Source organism: Jiangella mangrovi, assembly GCF_014204975.1.
GTDB lineage: Bacteria > Actinomycetota > Actinomycetes > Jiangellales > Jiangellaceae > Jiangella > Jiangella mangrovi.
In genome coordinates this window covers 3,097,141-3,114,794 of record NZ_JACHMM010000001.1, presented here as the reverse complement: position 1 = coordinate 3,114,794, position 17,654 = coordinate 3,097,141, and the positions used below count along the sequence as shown (strand labels likewise).

14 protein-coding genes are annotated in these 17,654 nt (G+C 73.0%); 2 read left to right on the top strand and 12 right to left on the bottom strand.

Annotation, left to right across the window (positions count from 1 at the left end):
* The first annotated feature begins 151 nt into the window (after window positions 1-151).
* A complete protein-coding gene (locus tag HD601_RS14585) occupies window positions 152-4,570 on the top strand; it encodes a S8 family serine peptidase (RefSeq protein ID WP_184822962.1) in 4,419 nt (1,472 codons plus the stop codon).
* A gap of 82 nt (window positions 4,571-4,652) precedes the next feature.
* On the opposite strand, the gene HD601_RS14580 is transcribed toward HD601_RS14585, so the two are convergent.
* The 4 genes from HD601_RS14580 to HD601_RS14565 all read right to left on the bottom strand — a co-directional run bounded on the left by HD601_RS14580 (window position 4,653) and on the right by HD601_RS14565 (window position 9,048).
* Window positions 4,653-5,582, bottom strand: a complete 930-nt coding sequence (locus HD601_RS14580) for a serine protein kinase RIO (protein ID WP_184822960.1) — start codon at window positions 5,580-5,582, stop codon at window positions 4,653-4,655.
* 372 nt (window positions 5,583-5,954) lie between these two features.
* Window positions 5,955-7,028, bottom strand: a complete 1,074-nt coding sequence (locus HD601_RS14575; RefSeq protein ID WP_184822958.1) for a type IV toxin-antitoxin system AbiEi family antitoxin domain-containing protein — start codon at window positions 7,026-7,028, stop codon at window positions 5,955-5,957.
* 312 nt (window positions 7,029-7,340) lie between these two features.
* Entirely contained in the window at window positions 7,341-7,865 is a 525-nt protein-coding gene (purE, locus tag HD601_RS14570; RefSeq protein WP_184829870.1) for a 5-(carboxyamino)imidazole ribonucleotide mutase, read from the bottom strand.
* Window positions 7,866-7,890: 25 nt separating this feature from the next.
* Window positions 7,891-9,048, bottom strand: a complete 1,158-nt coding sequence (locus HD601_RS14565) for a 5-(carboxyamino)imidazole ribonucleotide synthase (protein WP_221440986.1) — start codon at window positions 9,046-9,048, stop codon at window positions 7,891-7,893.
* Window positions 9,049-9,176: 128 nt separating this feature from the next.
* On the opposite strand from HD601_RS14565, the gene HD601_RS14560 reads away from it, so the two are divergent.
* Window positions 9,177-9,698: a GtrA family protein gene (locus HD601_RS14560; protein ID WP_221440985.1), complete on the top strand. Its 522-nt coding sequence runs from the start codon at window positions 9,177-9,179 to the stop codon at window positions 9,696-9,698.
* Window positions 9,699-9,716: 18 nt separating this feature from the next.
* On the opposite strand, the gene HD601_RS14555 is transcribed toward HD601_RS14560, so the two are convergent.
* Genes HD601_RS14555 through HD601_RS14520 form a run of 8 tightly spaced genes read right to left on the bottom strand, consistent with a single transcriptional unit; the run spans window position 9,717 to window position 17,565 of the window.
* A complete protein-coding gene (locus tag HD601_RS14555) occupies window positions 9,717-10,625 on the bottom strand; it encodes a hydroxymethylglutaryl-CoA lyase (RefSeq protein ID WP_425503411.1) in 909 nt (302 codons plus the stop codon).
* Window positions 10,618-11,409, bottom strand: coding sequence for an enoyl-CoA hydratase/isomerase family protein (locus HD601_RS14550; protein ID WP_184822957.1), 792 nt, complete (start codon window positions 11,407-11,409; stop codon window positions 10,618-10,620). Before HD601_RS14550 ends, HD601_RS14555 begins: the two co-directional genes overlap by 8 nt.
* Before the next feature lie 22 nt (window positions 11,410-11,431).
* Window positions 11,432-12,160: a nucleotidyltransferase family protein gene (locus HD601_RS14545; RefSeq protein ID WP_184822955.1), complete on the bottom strand. Its 729-nt coding sequence runs from the start codon at window positions 12,158-12,160 to the stop codon at window positions 11,432-11,434.
* A 10-nt stretch (window positions 12,161-12,170) separates the two neighbouring features.
* Window positions 12,171-12,575 carry an NUDIX hydrolase gene (locus HD601_RS14540; protein ID WP_184822953.1) on the bottom strand — a complete coding sequence of 135 codons (405 nt, stop codon included), beginning with the start codon at window positions 12,573-12,575 and terminating at the stop codon, window positions 12,171-12,173.
* Complete coding sequence (locus tag HD601_RS14535; RefSeq protein WP_184822951.1) at window positions 12,572-13,603, bottom strand: adenylate/guanylate cyclase domain-containing protein; 1,032 nt, start codon at window positions 13,601-13,603, stop codon at window positions 12,572-12,574. Before HD601_RS14535 ends, HD601_RS14540 begins: the two co-directional genes overlap by 4 nt.
* Window positions 13,600-14,109 (bottom strand): PH domain-containing protein, encoded by a 510-nt coding sequence (locus HD601_RS14530; protein ID WP_184822949.1) that lies wholly within the window; start codon window positions 14,107-14,109, stop codon window positions 13,600-13,602. Before HD601_RS14530 ends, HD601_RS14535 begins: the two co-directional genes overlap by 4 nt.
* Before the next feature lie 46 nt (window positions 14,110-14,155).
* The gene (locus HD601_RS14525; RefSeq protein WP_184822947.1) at window positions 14,156-14,902 is read right to left on the bottom strand and encodes a biotin--[acetyl-CoA-carboxylase] ligase; all 747 of its coding nucleotides are present in this window, start codon (window positions 14,900-14,902) and stop codon (window positions 14,156-14,158) included.
* 5 nt (window positions 14,903-14,907) lie between these two features.
* Complete coding sequence (locus HD601_RS14520; RefSeq protein ID WP_184822945.1) at window positions 14,908-17,565, bottom strand: phosphoenolpyruvate carboxylase; 2,658 nt, start codon at window positions 17,563-17,565, stop codon at window positions 14,908-14,910.
* Window positions 17,566-17,654: the final 89 nt, after the last annotated feature.

The following is a 17,654-nucleotide window of genomic DNA, read 5'->3' as shown; positions in this document are numbered from 1 at the left end:
GCACCGCTTCGGGGAGGCCGGTGATGCCGACGCCATCGCGTTGTCACCGCGGCTGCCGCACCCCTGGAGCCGCCCGCAGTTCGTGCGAACCGCAGACCCGCCGCCACCACACCCCGGAGTGGCTGGCGGGTTCGTCGTTGAAGGAGCCCGCATGTTGCGTCGCAGCCTGACCCTCACGGCGGCGGTGGCCCTGGCCCTGGGACTCACCCAGGGCGCCGGCGCCGCTCCCGTGGAGTCGCCGAGATCCGATCCGCTCGAGGCGGTGACCGACCTCAGCCTGCATCAGCAGGAGAAGGGCGTCGCCCTCCGCCTCGGCACGGCGGCCGCGCCCGAGCTGTACATCGTCCAGCTCGAGGACGCCGCCGTTCCCGCCTACGACGGCGGCATCGAGGGTCTCGCCGCCACCGGCCCCGAGGCCCGCGGCGCCGCGCCGCTCGACGCCGGCAGCCGGGCCGCGCAGGCCTACGCCGGCCACCTCGAGCAGGAGCAGGCCACCCTGGTCGAGCAGATCGACGAGGAGATCGGCCGCACCCCCGAGGTCCGGTACACCTACACCTACGCGCTCAACGGCATCGCCGTCGAGCTGACGAAGGACGAGGCGCTCGCCGTCTCGGAGCTGCCGGGCGTCACCTCGGTGCTGGTCGACCAGATGCGCGAGCTGCACACCGACCGCGGCCCGGCCTGGATCGGCGCACCGGCCATCTGGGACGGCTCCGGCACGCCCGACACGAACGACACCGGCACCAAGGGCGAGGGCATCGTCGTCGGCGTCATCGACACCGGCATCAACCCGGCCAACCCGTCCTTCGCCGACGTGGTGCCGACCTCGGCCGGCGGCGACGGCTACGACCACACGAACCCGCGCGGCGCCGGCGTCTACGTCGGTGTCTGCGACCCGGCCAACCCCGGCTACATCGCGAACTGGGGCTGCAACGACAAGCTGATCGGCGCGTGGGACTTCGCCACCCCCGACGGCCCGAACCCGTACGACAACGACGGCCACGGCAGCCACACCGCCAGCACGGCGGCAGGCAACAAGACCGACGCCACGGTCTACAGCGCCGAGGGCACCGAGCACGAGTTCAGCGTCACCCGCAACATCCAGGGCGTCGCGCCGCACGCGAACGTCATCGCCTACGACGCCTGCGCCGCCGGCTGTCCCGGCGCCGCGACGCTCGCCTCGATCAACCAGGCCATCGCCGACGGTGTCGACGTCATCAACTACTCGATCGGCAGCCCGGACGCCTCGCCCGACCCGTGGACCGACACCGACGCCGTCGGCTTCCTGAACGCCCGCGCGGCCGGCATCTTCGTCGCGCAGTCGGCCGGCAACGAGGGCCCGGGCGAAGCCACCGTCGGCTCCCCCGCGGACATCCCGTGGACCACGTCGACCGCCGCCGCCCAGCACAACCGGCAGTGGCAGGCCGAGGTGCAGAACGTCACCGCCGACGGCGGCGCCACGCACGAGCCGGTCCGCGGTCTCGGCTTCAGCGCCCCGACCACCGGCGCGTTCCCGATCGTCTACGCCGGCGACCTCGGCAACCCGCTCTGCCTGACCGGCGCGTTCCCGGCCGGCACCGACTTCACCGGCGACATCGTGGTCTGCGACCGCGGCAACAACGGCCGGGTCGAGAAGGGCCAGATCGTCGCCGCGCTCGGCGCCGAGGGCATGATCCTCGCCAACGACGCCCCCAGCGGCGACTCGCTCAACGCCGACGCCCACGTCCTGCCGACCGTGCACATCACGTTCGACGACGGCGTCGAGCTGAAGGCGTGGATGGCGTCGGTCACCGGCGAGAAGGCGTCGTTGTCCGGCGGCATCGAGGTCGTCTCCGACTCCCTCGGCGACATCATGGCCTCGTTCTCCAGCCGCGGCCCGAACCGCGCCGTCGAGATCGTCTCGCCCAGCATCACCGCGCCGGGCGTCGACATCATCGCCGCCAACGGCACCGGCAACGAGACCAGCTGGGGCTTCATCTCTGGCACCTCGATGGCCAGCCCGCACATGGCCGGCTCGTACGCCCTGCTCAAGTCCGTCCACGGCGACTGGACCCCCGCCGAGGCGCAGTCCGCCGCCATGACGACGTCGAAGACCACCGTCACCGACAACGACGGCACCGTGGCCGACTGGTTCGACATGGGCTCCGGCCGGGTCGACCTCAACGTCGCCGCGAAGGCCGGCCTGGTCCTCGACGTCACGCCGGCCGAGTACGAGGCGGCCAACCCGGCCGAGGGCGGCGACGTCAAGGACCTCAACCTGCCGAGCATGGCCGACCGCCAGTGCCTGCAGACCTGTGAGTGGACCCGGACCGTCACCGGCACCTCGACCGGCGCCGGCACCTGGACGGTCAGCACCGAGTCCCAGAGCGACGGCATCACCGTCACCGCCGAGCCGTCGACCTTCACCATCGCCGAGGGCGAGGACGTCGAGCTCACCATCACCGCCGACGTCGCGGGCGCCCCGACCGACGCGTACCTGTTCGGCTCGGTCGTCCTGACGCCGGAGGCGGGTTCCGAGGCGCCGGCGGCGCACCTGCCCGTGGCGGCGCTGCCGTCGACCGGCGTGCTGCCCGACGGCATCGACATCGACACCCGCCGCGACGCCGGCTCGCAGGAGTCCGCGCCGATCGAGGCGATCGAGATCGAGGACTTCACCGCGACGGTGTCGGGCCTGGTCCCGGTGCAGGAGCAGCAGCTCTCGATCCCCGAGGACACCACCAACACCGACCCGTACGACGGCAACGGCACCCAGACGATCCTGGTCGACGTGCCCGAGAACGCCGCACGGCTGATCGCGGACCTGTCCGACTCGACGGCGCCGGACCTCGACCTGTTCGTCGGCACCGGCAGCACGCCGAGCGCCGCGACCGAGGTCTGCTCCAGCGCCACCGGCACCGCCGACGAGTTCTGCGACGTCGGCAGCCCCGAGGCCGGCACCTGGTGGATCCTGGTGCAGAACTGGGACGCCTCGACGCCGGGCGGCACCGACACCGTCACGCTGGGCACCGCCGTCGTGACCAGTGGCCAGGGCAACCTGACGGTCGAGGGCCCGGAGACGCAGCCGGCCGGCGAGCCGTTCACCGTCCGCGCCTTCTACGACGAGGACGACCTCGACCCGGGTGAGACCTGGTACGGCGCCATCGCGCTGGGCTCCGCGCCGGACTCGCCGGGCGACATCGGCGTCATCCCCGTCACCGTCGAGCGGCACGCCGACGACGTCACCAAGACGGCCTCCGTCGACACCGCCGGGCCGGGCGACACCATCCGGTACACGCTGACGGTCGCGCCGAACGTGACGCCCGAGGACCTCGCCTACACGATCACCGACACCCTCCCCGAGGGCACGACGTACGTGGAGGGCTCGGCGACCGAGGGCGCCACCGTCGAGGACGGCGTGCTGACGTGGGAGGGCACCCTGCCCACGCCGGTCGGCGCGGAGGGCTCGTACAGCATCACCACGAGCGCCACCGACGCCCAGTGCGTCAACCCGTTCACCGGGACGCAGGAGTACACGAACCTGCAGGACTTCGGCATCCTGGCGCAGGCCGGACTCGAGGGCGACGGCATCGTCGTCACCGCGCTCGGCACCCGCACCTACGGGTTCTACGACCGGCCGTACGCCGGTGTCGGGCTCGCCGACGACGGCTTCCTCGTCTACGACTGGGCCAACAACGACGGGCCCCGCCCGGCCACGCCGCAGACGCTGCCGTCGGCGACGCGACCGAACAACCTGGCCGCGATGCTCTGGCAGGACATGGAGATCGTCTACGACCAGGCCGCCAACTCCGGTCTCTCGGTCGCGACCGCCGGTGCCGCGCTCGCCGTCGTCGAGTACGACGACCTGCGGCTGGCCGGCGACCCGACCGGTGCGCAGGGGACGTACGACATGGAGGCGTTCCTCATCACCGGCAGCAACGACCTGGTGTTCGCCTACGACAACCTCACCGGGCCGCTGGCCGGGCCGATCACCGTCGGCACCGAGAACGCCACCGGCACGGCGGCGTCGTCGCTGGTGAACGCGGGCAGCGCGGCCGGTGTCATCGCCAACGACACCATCGTCTGCGCCAGCTACGAAGGTCCGGACCTCGACCCCGTCGTCATCACCTACGACGTCACCGTCGACGGCGACGTCGCGGACGGCACGGTGCTGACGAACTCGGCGGTACACGTCACCGACAACCCGGGTGCGAAGGAGGTCACCGTCACCGACAGCGTGACGGTCTCGCTGCCGGCCATCACGGTGGCGGCGACGGCGGACGCGGTCGAGCCGGCGACGGACGGCACGCTCACCTTCACCCGCCCGGCGGGGTCGGTGGCAGGCTCGCTGACGGTGAACTACTCGGTGGCGAACAGCCGGTACACCAAGCCGGGTCGCGACTACGAGGCGCTGGACGGCACGGTCACGTTCGCGCCCGGCCAGGCCACCGCCGTCGAGACCGTGGGCGTCATCGACCGACGCGGGCCCAGCCCCCAGCCGCGTTCGGTGACGGTCACGATCGAGGACGGGGCCGGCTACCAGGTCGGTGACCCGGCCTCGGCCACGGTCGACATCGTCAGCGACGGTCGCTGACGGGTCTGATCCGCAGTAGCGCCGGCGCGGCGGGCTCCCTCCAGGGGTCCGCCGCGCCGGCGTTCTTCGTGTTGCGGGTGTGTCAGGCGAGGCGGGCGTCCCGGGCGAGGGCGTCGCTGAGGTCGTCGACCCGGGCGGGGTCGAGGCCGCGGGCGACGAACCAGGCGCCGACGTTGCGGACGTCGCGGTCGAGGAACTCGCGGCCGTGCGGGTTCCCGACGACGTCCACGATCTGCGGCACGTCGATGACCACCAGCCGGCCGTCCTGCACCAGCAGGTTGTACGCCGACAGGTCGCCGTGGGCGAAGCCGGCCAGCGCCAGCAGCTCCAGGTTGTGCGCCAGCTGGTCCCAGAGGTCGTCGCGCTCCTCCGGTTCCGGCCGCAGCTGGGCCAGTCGCGGCGCCGCCACCCCGTCGCCCTCGCCGATGAACTCCATGAGCAGCTCGGTGCCGAGGATCTGCACCGGGTACGGGACGGCGACGCCTGCGGTCCACAGGGCGTTGAGCGCGTCGAACTCGGCGCGCGCCCACTGCCCGGCGACCGCCTCGCGACCGAACGCGCTCCCCTTGGCCATGGCCCGGTTGACCCGCGACTCGCGGTCGCGGCGGCCCTCGCGGTAGCCGTCGTCGCGGTGGAACATCCGGTGCTTCGGGTCGCGGTAGCGCTTGGCGGCCATGATCGTGCCGCGGTCCTCGTTCGGGACCGAGCGCTCGACCAGGAAGACGTCGGCCTCCTTGCCGGTCTTCAGGATGCCGAGCTCGGTGTCGACGGCGCCGAGCTCGGTGACGACCCAGTCCGGGTACGGCTGCGGGCCGCGTTCACCGGCGGTCGAGTCGTCCCAGGTGGTCCACCGATCCCCGTACGGCGGGTCGTCGGTGACCGCTTCCTCTCCAGGGGGCGTGAGGCCGTACTTGGCGGCGTAGTAGGCGAACGTGTCGTCGCCATGGCGGTTGGCGACGAGTGCTGCGCGGTCCTCGCGGGTGCGTTGGCCCGGGCGTCCGCGGGTGCGCATGGGTTGGAACTCATCGTGGTTCGGCACTGCGGTGGTCTCCTGACGAGGAGGTCCCCACCGCGGCCGGTTGCCGGTCGTTCGGATTCAGGCGGTGGGAACGGGAAGGTGAGGTCGCTGTGGCGCGCACGCGAAGTCGCGCCGCCTCGAGTCGGCAGCCATCGGGTCACGCCTCCCTTCACCAACGCCGGGCACCTCATGGGCTCCGGCACACCTGTGCGTCGTCCAGCCAACCGGTTGCCGGCCGTGCATCGCAACCGAATTTCCGCGGTCGCGACGCCCCTGATTCCGGCTGACGCTCGGGAATCCGGCGCTTGGCGAGCGTTCCGGCCCCGGACGCGTCGGTTTCCCGAGCGTCGACCTGATTCCCGGGCGTCAGCGGTCCCACCCGGCCGGCAGCACGATCCCCACCGATCCCGGCGACGGCCAGTCCGCCGGCTCGGGGTCGACGGCGCCTCTGCCCGGAACGTGCTTCCACCAACGGATCGGCCCCTCACGCCGCGCGCTGTTCCGCAGCAGAGCCGCGAACCGCGCGGCCAGCTCGGGACGGTCACGCCAGGCCAGGTCCCACCCGAACCGCACGATATCCAGGCCCATGCGCCGCAGCCGCCACTCGCGCTCACCCTGCCGCGCCACGATCTGCGAGGCGTCGGGCCGGTTGTCGTACTTCAACGCACCATCGGCCTCGAACGCGGCGTGGTGATACGGCCACAACCCATCGACCCGATACTCGGGTTCACTCTCACCCACCCACGCGTTGCAGACCGGCAGCGGCAGATCGAACTGCAAGCAGGTGAACCGGCCCAGCGTCTCCAGCGGCGACTCCGCACCGGCATCAGCATGCTCGGCCACCCACCGCGCCCGCGCCACCCCCGGCCAGTGCCGCATCTGAGCAGTCGCCCCGTGGACGTCGAAGCCGGCTCGGGCGACCGCGTCGGCGACCATCAACGCTTCGACGACCGGCGCCGTGCGGGCGACGTCGGCCGCGGCCCACGGCTGGCTGACGACAGGGACCGCGGCCGCACGACGTCGATGAGCCGCGGGCACCTCGGCCACCAGGACGCGACCGAACGCCATGACCGTCGGCCCCAAACCGGGTGCCTTGCGCCGCACGACGATGGGCAGCCGCGGCGGCACGCGGATGGTGGGCAACGCCCAGGCCCCAACCGCGGACCAACCGGTCAGCATCGCCTCGTCATCGCCGCACGACAATGCGAAGGCTCGGGCACGGAGCAGGTGCCCGGTCCAGTCGTCGGCGGCGGCCAGCTGCTGCGCCGATGCGTAGACGCCGGCCGCGACCCGAACCAGCTCGCCGGCATCGACCAGCCGGAGCAGCCGGTCGATGCCGACGCCGGCCGCCCTGGCCGACTGCACGTCGATCAGGCCGTCGCCTCTGTGCAGCAGGTCGACGATGGCGGCCGGTAGCGCGCGAGCTCGGAGGATCGTCACATCACCAGCGTCCGCGATCGCCCGCCCCGGGCGAGGGGCCGACTCCACGATTTGTGGACAACTGAGCCAACTCGGCCAGCCTGTGGATGCCGCCGCCTGACCGACTTCGATGGCGTCAGCCGTCTTCAATAGCGCCAGCCGTCTTCTGCGGAGATTTCCGGGCGCAGAAGACGGTTCTCGCTATTGAAGACGGCTCGCGATGTTGAGGACGGCTGACGCCATCCAAGACGGCTCGCGGTATCGAAGTCGGGTCGCGGAATCGAAGGCGGCTGGGGCTAGTGAAGACGGCTCGCGGTATCGAAGGTGGGTGGGTCAGGGCTCGGGGGTGGTGAGTTGGGCGCGGAGGGCGGCGCCCTTGTCGGTCGCGGCCTGTTCCAGGGAAGCGCGGAAGGCGTCGAGGCGCTCGCGCAGAGCCACATCCGAGGCGCCGAGGATGCGGGCAGCCAGGAGCCCCGCGTTCCGCGCCCCGCCCACCGACACCGTCGCGACGGGGACGCCGGCCGGCATCTGGACGATCGACAGCAAGGAGTCCATGCCGTCCAGGTACTTGAGCGGCACCGGGACCCCCACCACCGGCAGCGAGGTCACCGAGGCGAGCATGCCGGGCAGGTGCGCCGCCCCGCCCGCCCCCGCCACCAGCACGCGCAGCCCCCGCCCGGCCGCCGCCGAACCGTACGCCAGCATCGCCTGCGGCATCCGGTGCGCCGACACGACGCCGACCTCGTAGGCCACGTCCAGTTCGTCCAACGCACCAGCCGCCGCCGACATGACCGGCCAGTCGGAGTCGGAGCCCATGACGATGCCGACCAGCGGCGTCCCCGAACCCCGCGCCGTCACCAAGTCGCCGACGCCGGCGCCGCCGTCACTCATCGATGTCCCCTCGGATGTAGTCCGCTGCGTGCCAGGCCCGCGACCGCAGGTCCTCCACGTCCGCCCCATAAGCCGTCACGTGCCCCACCTTCCGGCCCGGCCGGACGCCCTTGCCGTACCAGTGGACCTTCAGCTCGGGGTCGCGCGCCATGATGTGCCGGTAGGTCGAGTAGACCTCGGGCAGGTCGCCGCCCAGCAGGTTGACCATGACGGTGTACGGGGCGCGGGCCGCCGGCGAGCCGAGCGGGAGGTCCAGCACGGCCCGCAGGTGGTTCTCGAACTGGCTGGTCACGGCACCGTCGATGGACCAGTGACCGGAGTTGTGCGGCCGCATCGCGAGCTCGTTGACCAGCAGCCGCCCGTCCGTGGTCTCGAACAGCTCGACCGCCAGCACCCCGACCACGTCCAGAGCGGCCGCCACCGTCAGCGCCAGCCGCTGCGCCTCGACCGCCAGGTCGCCGGCCAGCCCCGGCGCGGGCGCCACCACCTCGACGCAGATGCCGTCGCGCTGGACCGACTCGACGACGGGGTAGGCGACGGCCTGGCCGTGGGGGGAACGGGCGACGACGGCGGACAGCTCACGCGCGTAGTCGACCCGCTCCTCGGCCAGGACGGGGACGCCGGCGCGGAACGGCTCCGCGATCACCTCGGCGGGCGTGTCATCGGAGACCAGCCAGACGCCCTTGCCGTCGTAGCCGCCCCGTGTCGTCTTGAGGACGACGTCGCCGCCTGCCGACGCGGCGAACGATGCGACGTCGGACGGCTCCGGCACCACCGCCCACCGCGGGCACGGAATCCCGAGAGCAGTCAGCCGCGCCCGCATGACGCCCTTGTCCTGGGCGTGCAGCAGCGCGGAGGAGCCGGGCCGCACCAGGACGCCGTCGGACTCCAGCGCCTCGAGCCAGGCGGGCGGCACGTGCTCGTGGTCGAACGTCAGGACGTCGCAGCCGGCGGCGAACGCGCGCAGGTCGGCCAGCGCCTTCTCGTCGGCGATGACGGGGTCGTTCACCACCTGTGCCGCCGACTCCGTGGGCGACGCCGCGAGAACCTTCAGCCGCACGCCGAGGGCCACCGCCGCCGGCTGGGTCATTCGGGCCAGCTGTCCGCCGCCGACCATGCCCACCACGGGCCACGTCGCTTCATCACCCACGAGCCACGAGCGTACGGCACCGCCCGGCGGCACCCGCACAGCCACGTCGTGAGACGAACGATCAACCGCTGACCTGGGGAAACACGGTGGAATGCGACGATCCGGGCAGCGTGCCTTACCCTGGGGCCGTGCTCGATACCGCACCACAGAAGCGCCGCACCCCGCGTCTGCCGGGTGCGGTGTCCCGACTCTGGTACGGGTTGCACCACCTGATCCGCGAGGCCGCCAAGTTCGCCACGGTGGGCGGCATCGGCTTCGTCGTCGACCTCATCATCTTCAACGCGCTGCTGTTCTGGGGCGACGACGGCATCGGCCCGCTGCACGACTCCCCGCTGTGGGCCAAGACCATCGCCGTCGTCGGCGCCACCTCGGTCACTTACACCGGCAACCGGCTCTGGACCTTCCGGCACCGCGCCCGCACCGGCCTGGCCCGCGAGTACACGCTGTTCTTCGTGCTCAACGGCATCGGCCTCGGCATCGCGCTGGCGTGCCTCGGGTTCTCGCGCTACGTGCTGGGGCTGTCCGGCCCGCTGGCCGACAACATCGCGGCCAACGTGGTGGGGCTGCTGCTGGGCACGCTGTTCCGGTTCTGGTCGTACCGCACCTGGGTCTTCCCGGCGCACGCCCAGCCCCAGCAGCAGACGACGTAAGCCCGCGCAGACCAGCCCTCAGCGCACCGCCGGCCCGGCCCGCAGCACCTGCGAGTCCAGCTTCCGGCCGACCAGCTGCTCGGCCAGGCCCGCGGCCCCGATCATCGCCTGCAGGTCGATGCCGGTGTCGATGCCCATGTCCTCGAGCAGGTAGACGAGCTCCTCGGTGGCGATGTTGCCGGACGCGCCCGGGGCGTACGGGCAGCCGCCCAGTCCGCCGACCGACGCGTCGAAGTCGTCGACGCCCAGTTCCAGCGCCGCGTAGACGTTGGCCAGCCCGGTGCCGCGGGTGTTGTGGAAGTGCAGTCCCAGCGGCAGCTCCGGGTGCGCCGTCCGCGTCGCGCCGACCAGCCGCGTCACTCGCGGCGGCGTCGCCATGCCGGTGGTGTCGCCGTAGACCAGCGAGTCGACGCCCGCGGCCACCCCGGAGTCGACGACCGACAGCACCCGGTCGACCGGCACGTCGCCCTCGTACGGGCAGCCCCACGCCGTCGACACGATCAGCTGCAGGGTCCCGCCGGCCCCATGCACCAACGACGCCAGCGCGGGCAGCTCCGCCAGTGACTCCGCCGTCGTCCGGTTGATGTTGCGCTGGTTGTGGGTGTCCGACGCCGACACGACGACTTCCAGCTCGGTGAAGCCGGTCGCCAGCGCCCGCTCGGCGCCGCGCAGGTTCGGCACCAGCGCGGAGTACCGCACCGACGGGTCGCGCGTGACCTTCGCCCACACCTCGTCGGCGTCGGCCATCTGCGGGATCGCCTTGGGGTGCACGAACGAGACGGCCTCGATGCGCCGCACGCCGGTGCGCGACAGCGCGTCGATGAGCTCGACCTTCGCGACGGTGGAGATCGGGTCCTCGTTCTGCAGCCCGTCGCGCGGCCCGACCTCGCGCACGCTCACGCTCGTGGGGAACGACACGTCACTCACCTGGCCAATCCGGGCGCCGTTTCTCGTTGAACGCCGCGACGCCCTCCTTTCTATCCCCGCTGAACGCGGTGGCGCGCCAGGCGGCGTCCTCGATGTCGAGCCCGGCGGCCAGCGGGGCGTCGAAGCCCTGCCGCATGGCCCGCTTGGCGTTGTGGACGCCGACCGGCGAGTGACCGGCGATCGTCGTGGCCAGCTCCAACGCGGCCGCCCGCGCCGCGCCCGCCCCCGCCGGCACCAGCCGGTCGGCCAGCCCCAGCCGGTACGCCTCGGCGGCGTCGAGCCGGCGGGCGGTGAAGATCAGGTCGGCGGCCCGGCTCCAGCCGAGGCGACGGGTGAGCAGCTGCGTCCCGCCGCCGCCCGGGATGACGCCGACGGAGACCTCGGGCAGCCCGACGACGGCGGTCTCCTCCAGGACGATCAGGTCGCACGAGAGCGCCAGCTCCAGCCCGCCGCCCAGCGCGTACCCGTGCACCGCCGCCACCGTCGGCACCGGCAGCTCGAGCAGCCCGGTGAACATCGCCCGGAAGACCACCCGCTGCGCGCGCAGCCCGTCGTCGTCGATGTCGTTGCGCTCCTTGAGGTCCGCGCCGACGCAGAACGCCTTCGGCGAGGACGACGAGAGCACGACGGCGCGCACCTTCGGGTCCGCGGCCAGCTCGCCGACGGCCGCGACGATCTGCCGCGCGTGGTCCGTGGAGAGCGCATTGTGCGCCTCGGGCCGGTCCAGCACCAGCTCCATGACACCCGGGGCACCATCCGGCTGGTTGATCGTCACACTGCCCATGCGCACAACCTACCGGGCGCGCTCAGTCCCCCAGCGACGACCGCAGCGCCTCGAGCTCCTTCGCCGCCTCGGCGAGGTCCTTGGCGGTGTCGATGGCCCGCCAGTACCCCTCGATGGGGTAACCGGCCAGCAGCCGCTCCTTGGCCAGCGACGGGAACGTGGTGCGCTCGTGGTCGCCGACGTCGGGCAGGAGGTCGAGGATGCGCGGCGAGAACGCGTAGACGCCGCCGTTGATGGGGTACGGCGACGGCGGCGACTCCACGAAGTCGGTGACCCGGCCCAGCTCGTCGAGCTCGACGACGCCCCACGGCATGCGCGGCCGGGCCAGTCCGATGGTGGCGACGGCCTGCCGCTCGCGGTGGTACGCCGTCATGCCGCGCAGGTCGAAGCGGGTCCAGATGTCGCCGTTGAGCGCGTACCAGCCCTCGTCGGGGGCGGGCAGCTGCTTGCCGGCGTACTTCAGCCCGCCGCCGCGGCCCAGCGGCTGGTCCTCGACGACGGTGCGCACCCGCACCGGCAGCTCGCGCGAGGACAGGTGGTCGATCAGGACCTCGCTGAGGTGCCCGGCCGACACGACCACGTCGGTGACGCCGGCCTCGGCCAGCCAGTCGAGCTGGTGGTCGATGATGCACCGGCCCGAGATCTCGATCATCACCTTGGGCACGGTGTCGGTGTACGGCTTGAGCCGCGACCCCTGCCCACCGGCGAGGATCACAGCCTGGCGCACGATCACCGCGCTCGAGCTGCTCATGGGGCGGACCCTACACGCCAGGGGTGACGAGAACGCGGCGCAGCAGCTCTGGGTAGCGCGGGTCGGGCAGCGTCAGCTCCAGCGCCTCGGTGAGGCCGAACCAACGCACGTCGTCGTGTTCCTCGGGGGCACAGTTGGACGGCGTGCCGGTCCAGCTCAGCAGCTGGATGAAGGTGATGTCCTCGTCGCCCTCGACCCAGCGCGCCAGCTCGCGGTGCGCCGCCCCCGCGTCGATGCCGAGCTCCTCGCCGCACTCGCGCCGGGCGCAGTCGGCCACGGTCTCGCCGTCCTCGATGTGCCCGCCCGGGAAGTCCCACACGTCCGGGTACCAGGTGCGGTCGGCGCGACGGTGGCACATCAGCACGCGGTCATCGCGCACCAGCACGGCGACCGCGACCCGGTGCTCGACCGTCATGCCGGCGACGCCGGCGACGGCGGTTCGCGCCGCGGCGAGACGGTGAACGCGTTGACGGTGCCGAGGCCGCGCACCGTCGTCGGCGGCAGCGCCCGCAGCAGGAACTCCGGGGTGTCGGCCAGCTCCTTCGCGGTCAGGTCGTCGACCAGGACGGTGTTGCGCTCGGCCAGCGCGGTCAGCCGGGCGGCGAGGTTCGTCGGGGTGCCGAAGACGTCGCCCAACCGGGCGACCACCGGGCCGGTCGCGATGCCGACGCGGATGTCGGGCAGGTCCTCGTCCTCGCCGATCTCCTCGACCAGCCGGCAGCCGATGCGCGCCGCCGTCTCGGGGTCGTCGGCGGTGAACACGACCTCGTCGCCCAGGGTCTTGATGACCCGCCCGCCGGTGCCGAAGATGACGTCGTTGGTGGTGGCCTCGAACTGCTCGACCAGCTGGCCGAGCTCGTCGACGCTCAGTCCGCGGGACAGCCGGGTGAACGAGACCAGGTCGGCGAACCCGACCGACGCGGGCGCGGCCAGCAGCGGCGCCTCGCCGATGCGCCCGATGGCGACCAGCCGGTTGACCGACGCGCCCAGCTTGCGCCGCCACGCGTAGATGAGCAGCCGCTCGAACTCCGGCAGCAGCTTCTGCGCCACGAGGTAGGCCGACGTCAGCCGGCTGCCGGTGCCGCGGCCCTCGGCCTCGTTGTCCTCGATGATCTCGGCGAGCGTCTCGACGTGCCACTCGGCCAGACGGCCGGTCATGCGGCCCAGCGCCCGCACCATCTGCACCGCGGTGGCCTCGTCGACCACCTCGTCCTGGACCAGCTCGGTGACGCCGCGCAGCGCCTCCATGTCCCAGACGGTGAACGCCTGCTCCTCGCCGACGTCGGGGAAGCCGAGCGCCCGCCAGTACCGCGTGACCTCGTCGACGCTGAGGCCGGCCCCCTCGGCGATCTGCTCACGGGTGTACCGGCGGGACGCGCCGAGCAGCAGCCGCTCGAGCTCGTCGGCGGTGGGTCGCCGCGGCGGCTCGGGCGGCAGTGTCACGCGCGCTCGTCCAGGTCGTGCGCCTCGCGCACGAGCTCGCTCAGCCGCAGCTGGACCTGGTGGACCCGCGGGACGTCGTGCAGGCGCACCTGGCCCTGCTCGCTGGCGGCCGAGACCACCAGCGTGCCGCAGCGCAGGATGCGGTCGGTGAGCTGCATCTCGTACGCGACGTCGTTGATGACGGTGTGCGGGATGTCGCGGCCGGTGCGGGTGATGATGCCCTGCCGCGTGATCAGCCGCTCGCTGGTGATGGTGTACGTCGTGGTCAGCCAGGTGAGGAACGGCCAGATGACCCAGACGCCGAGCACCACGACGCCGACGATGACGATGGCCCAGCGCCCGACGGTGCCGACGAGCTCGCCGTCGGGCAGGGCGCTGAGCCCGAAGCCCACCCCCGCGGCCAGGACCAGCAGCACGAGCACGGGCACGATCAGCGCCTTGACGTGCGTGTGCAGGTGGTAGATCACCTGCTCGTCGTCGCTGAGCTGCTTATCGGAAAACCCCATGGCGTGAATCCTGGCACGTCATGCCACAGGAGAGAACCAGGCTCTCTCACCGCGGACGCAGATGGACGACGTCTCCGGCGCCGACGGCGACGGGGTCACCGCCCGCCGGGGTCGCGATGAGCAGCCGCCCGGACCCGTCGACGCCGGTCGCTCTGCCCTCGACGGCGTCGCCGCCGGGCAGCTCGGCCCGCACGTCACGGCCGACGGTGTCGCAGCGGCTCGCGTAGTCGGCGGCCAGCCCGCTGGCGAGCGGATCGCCGCCGGCCGCGCGCCAGCCCGCGTAGCGCTCCCCCAGGGCGGGGGCGACGGCGTCCAGCACGGCGTCGGGCGCGGCCCCCGCGCCCGCGGACGCCAGCGAGACCCCGCCCGGCGGCAGCTGGTCCGCCGTCTGCAGGACGTTGAGCCCGATGCCGACGACGGCGGCCGGTCCCGACGGCGTGTCGACCCGCTCGGTGAGGATGCCCGCCAGCTTGCCGCCGTCGAGCAGGACGTCGTTGGGCCACTTGAGGACGGCGGACGCCCCGGCCGCGGCAGCGACCGCCTCGACGACCGCGACCCCGGCCAGCAGCGGCAGCCACGGCCAGCGCGCCACCGGGACGCCGTCGGGCCGGAGCAGGAACGACATCGCCAGCGCCGTGCCGGGAGGGGCCTCCCAGCGCCGGTCGAGCCGCCCGCGGCCCGCGCTCTGGTGGTCGGCGACGACGACGTAGCCCTCAGCGGCGCCGGACCGGGCCGCCGCCGCGACGTCGGCGTTCGTCGACCCCGTCGTGGCGACCCGGTGAACGGTCCACACGAGCGTCAGCCGGTGTTCTGCAGGCCCGCGGCGACGCCGTTGACGCTGATCTGCAGCAGCCGCCGGGTGGCCGCCTCGTCGGCCGAGCCGGACTCGACCTCGTCCTGGCGCAGCGCCCGCAGCGCGCGGACCTGCAGGTACGACAACGCGTCGACATAGGGGTTGCGCAGCGCCACCGCGCGGCCCAGGACGTGGCGGTCCTCGAGCAGCCGCGTGTGGCCGGTGACGTCGAGGACCCAGCGCGTGGTCAGCGCGTGCTCGTCGAGGATCTGCCGGGTCAGCTCGGGCCGGTCGCCCAGCGCGAGGTAGCGCGCGGCGATGCGGCGGTCGGACTTCGCCAGCGACATCTCCGCATTCTCCATCATGACCGTGAACAGCGGCCACTCGTCGTACGCGCGACGCAGCAGGTCGAGGTCGCCGACGGCGGCCAGCCCGGAGCCGAGGCCGTACCAGCCGGGCAGCGTGACGCGGGTCTGCGACCACGAGAACACCCACGGGATGGCCCGCAGGTCGTCCAGCGACGACACCGTCAGCCCGCGCCGGGCCGGGCGCGAGCCGATGGGCAGCGAGCCGACCTCTTCCAGCGGCGTGACCCGGGCGAACCACTCGGGGAAGCCGTCGGTGCGGACCAGCGCGTGGTACGTCTCGCGGGCGGCGGCGTCGAGCGTCGCCGCCACGCCCTCGAACTCGACGGCGGCCGCGCGGGCCCGCTCCTCGACCGCCGGCGTGGACGCCAGCAGCACGGCCGACGCGACCTGCTCGATGTGCCGCCGGGCGATGGCGGGGTCGCCGTAGCGGGCGAAGATGACCTCGCCCTGCTCGGTGAGCTTGAACCGGCCGTCGACCGAGCCCGGCGCCTGTGCCAGCACCGCCCGGTTGGCCGGCCCGCCGCCTCGTCCCAGCGCCCCGCCGCGGCCGTGGAACATCGTCAGCGTGATCTCGTGCTCGTGCGCCCACGCGGTGAGCCGGTCCTGCGCGTCGTACAGCGCCAGCGTGGCCGACACCGGGCCGACGTCCTTCGCGGAGTCGGAGTAGCCGAGCATGATCTCCATGCGCCGGCCGGTCTCGGCCAGCCGCGAGCGCACCTCGGGCAGCTCGAGCACGCCGTCGAGGATCGTCACGCAGGCCGCGAGGTCGGCGCCGGTCTCGAAGAGCGGCACGACGTCGAGCTCGACCGGCCGGCCGTCGAGGGCGTACCGGGCCAGCTCGTACACCGCCGCGACGTCGTCGGTGGACTGGGTGAACGAGACGACGTAACGGCGGCAGGCGTCGGGGCCGAACCGGGCCTGGATCTGCGCCATGACCCGGATGGTCGCCAGGACCTCCTCGGTGCGGTCCGACAGCACGCCGCCGGCCCGGATGTCCTCCAGCGCCGCCCGGTGCACGGCGCTGTGCTGGCGGACCTCGAGCTCGGCGAGGTGGAAGCCGAACGACTCGACCTGCCAGATGAGTCCCTGCAGCTCGCCGTAGGCCTGCCGCGCGGCGCCGGCCTCGGCGAGGCTGGCCTGGACGGCGCGCAGCTCGGTCAGCAGCTCGCCGGCCGACGCGTAGGAGAGGTCAGCGTCGCGCCGGCGGGTGGCGCCGATGCGGGCGGCCGCGTACAGGACGGCGATGCGGTGCGGCTCGTTGGGCGAGCGCGAGGCCAGCTCGGTGTAGAGCTCGGGCTGGGCGGCGCGGGCGTCGGCCAGGATGCGGCGCAGCTCGGTGGCCGGCGGCGTGGACGCGGCGTCGAGCGTGAGCCCGCGGCCGACGGCGGCAGCGGCCGCCTCGAGCGCTCGCAGCACGTGGTCGGACTGGACGGTCATGGCCTGACGGGTGACGGCGCTGGTGACGTGCGGGTTGCCGTCGCGGTCGCCGCCGATCCAGGAGCCCAGCCGGACGAATGCCGGCACCTGCGGCGCTGCCACCGTCTCGGCACCGCCGGCCAGCGCCATCTCAGCGCGTCGGTAGACCTGCGGCACCACGTGGAAGAGCACGTCGTCGAAGGCCGACATGGCGGTGCGGACCTCGTCGAGCGGACCGGGGCGGTCGACCCGCAGCGGGGCGGTGCGCCACAGCACGTCGATCTGCTCGAGCAGCATGCGCTGCGTCTCGGTGTCCTCGGACGCGCCCAGACGGGGGTCGTCGCGCCGCTCGAGCAGGCCGGCGATGCGCCGGATGGACGTGACGACGGCGCGGCGGCGGGCCTCGGTGGGGTGCGCGGTGAGCACCGGGCGGAACTCGAGGCCGTCGAGCAGGTGCTTGGCCTTGTCGTGGCCGGCGAGGCGGGCGACGTCCTCGACGGCCTTGGCGACGGTGCCGGCCAGCGGGTGGTCGGCGCGGTCGCCGGCCCGCAGCGACCGGACCCGGTGGTACTCCTCGGCTGCGTTGACGAGATGGAAGTAGACGGTGAACGCCCGGGCGACCTCGTCGGCCCGGTCGAGCGTCCACGACGCCACCAGCTGCTCGGCCTGGGCGGCGGCGTCGTCGGCGACGGTCTGGTCCTCATGGTGCGAGGCGATGGTCAGCTCGCGCAGCCGTTCGACGTCGGCCAGCAGGGCGTCGCCGCCGTACTCGCGCAACACCTGGCCGAGCGCGTCGCCGAGCTGCCGGACGTCGGCACGCAGCCGTTCGGGCATCTCGAAGCGGGCCGCCTCGCGGGATCCGGTGGCAGTGGAAGCCATGCGCCCAGCGTAGACAGCGGACATGGAACGCCGGGCCCGCGCCCCACAGTGCGAGACGCGTGTCACTGCTGCTTCGTCCGGTGTGCTCT

Excerpts from the sequence above, each read along its gene's own strand:
- HD601_RS14585 (WP_184822962.1), top strand. The coding sequence starts at position 152 with ATGTTGCGTCGCAGCCTGACCCTCACGGCGGCGGTGGCCCTGGCCCTG.
- HD601_RS14580 (WP_184822960.1), bottom strand. The coding sequence starts at position 5,582 with ATGCGCACCCGCGGACGCCCGGGCCAACGCACCCGCGAGGACCGCGCA.
- HD601_RS14550 (WP_184822957.1), bottom strand. The coding sequence starts at position 11,409 with ATGGGCAGTGTGACGATCAACCAGCCGGATGGTGCCCCGGGTGTCATG.
- HD601_RS14545 (WP_184822955.1), bottom strand. The coding sequence starts at position 12,160 with ATGAGCAGCTCGAGCGCGGTGATCGTGCGCCAGGCTGTGATCCTCGCC.
- HD601_RS14540 (WP_184822953.1), bottom strand. The coding sequence starts at position 12,575 with ATGACGGTCGAGCACCGGGTCGCGGTCGCCGTGCTGGTGCGCGATGAC.
- HD601_RS14530 (WP_184822949.1), bottom strand. The coding sequence starts at position 14,109 with ATGGGGTTTTCCGATAAGCAGCTCAGCGACGACGAGCAGGTGATCTAC.
- HD601_RS14520 (WP_184822945.1), bottom strand. The coding sequence starts at position 17,565 with ATGGCTTCCACTGCCACCGGATCCCGCGAGGCGGCCCGCTTCGAGATG.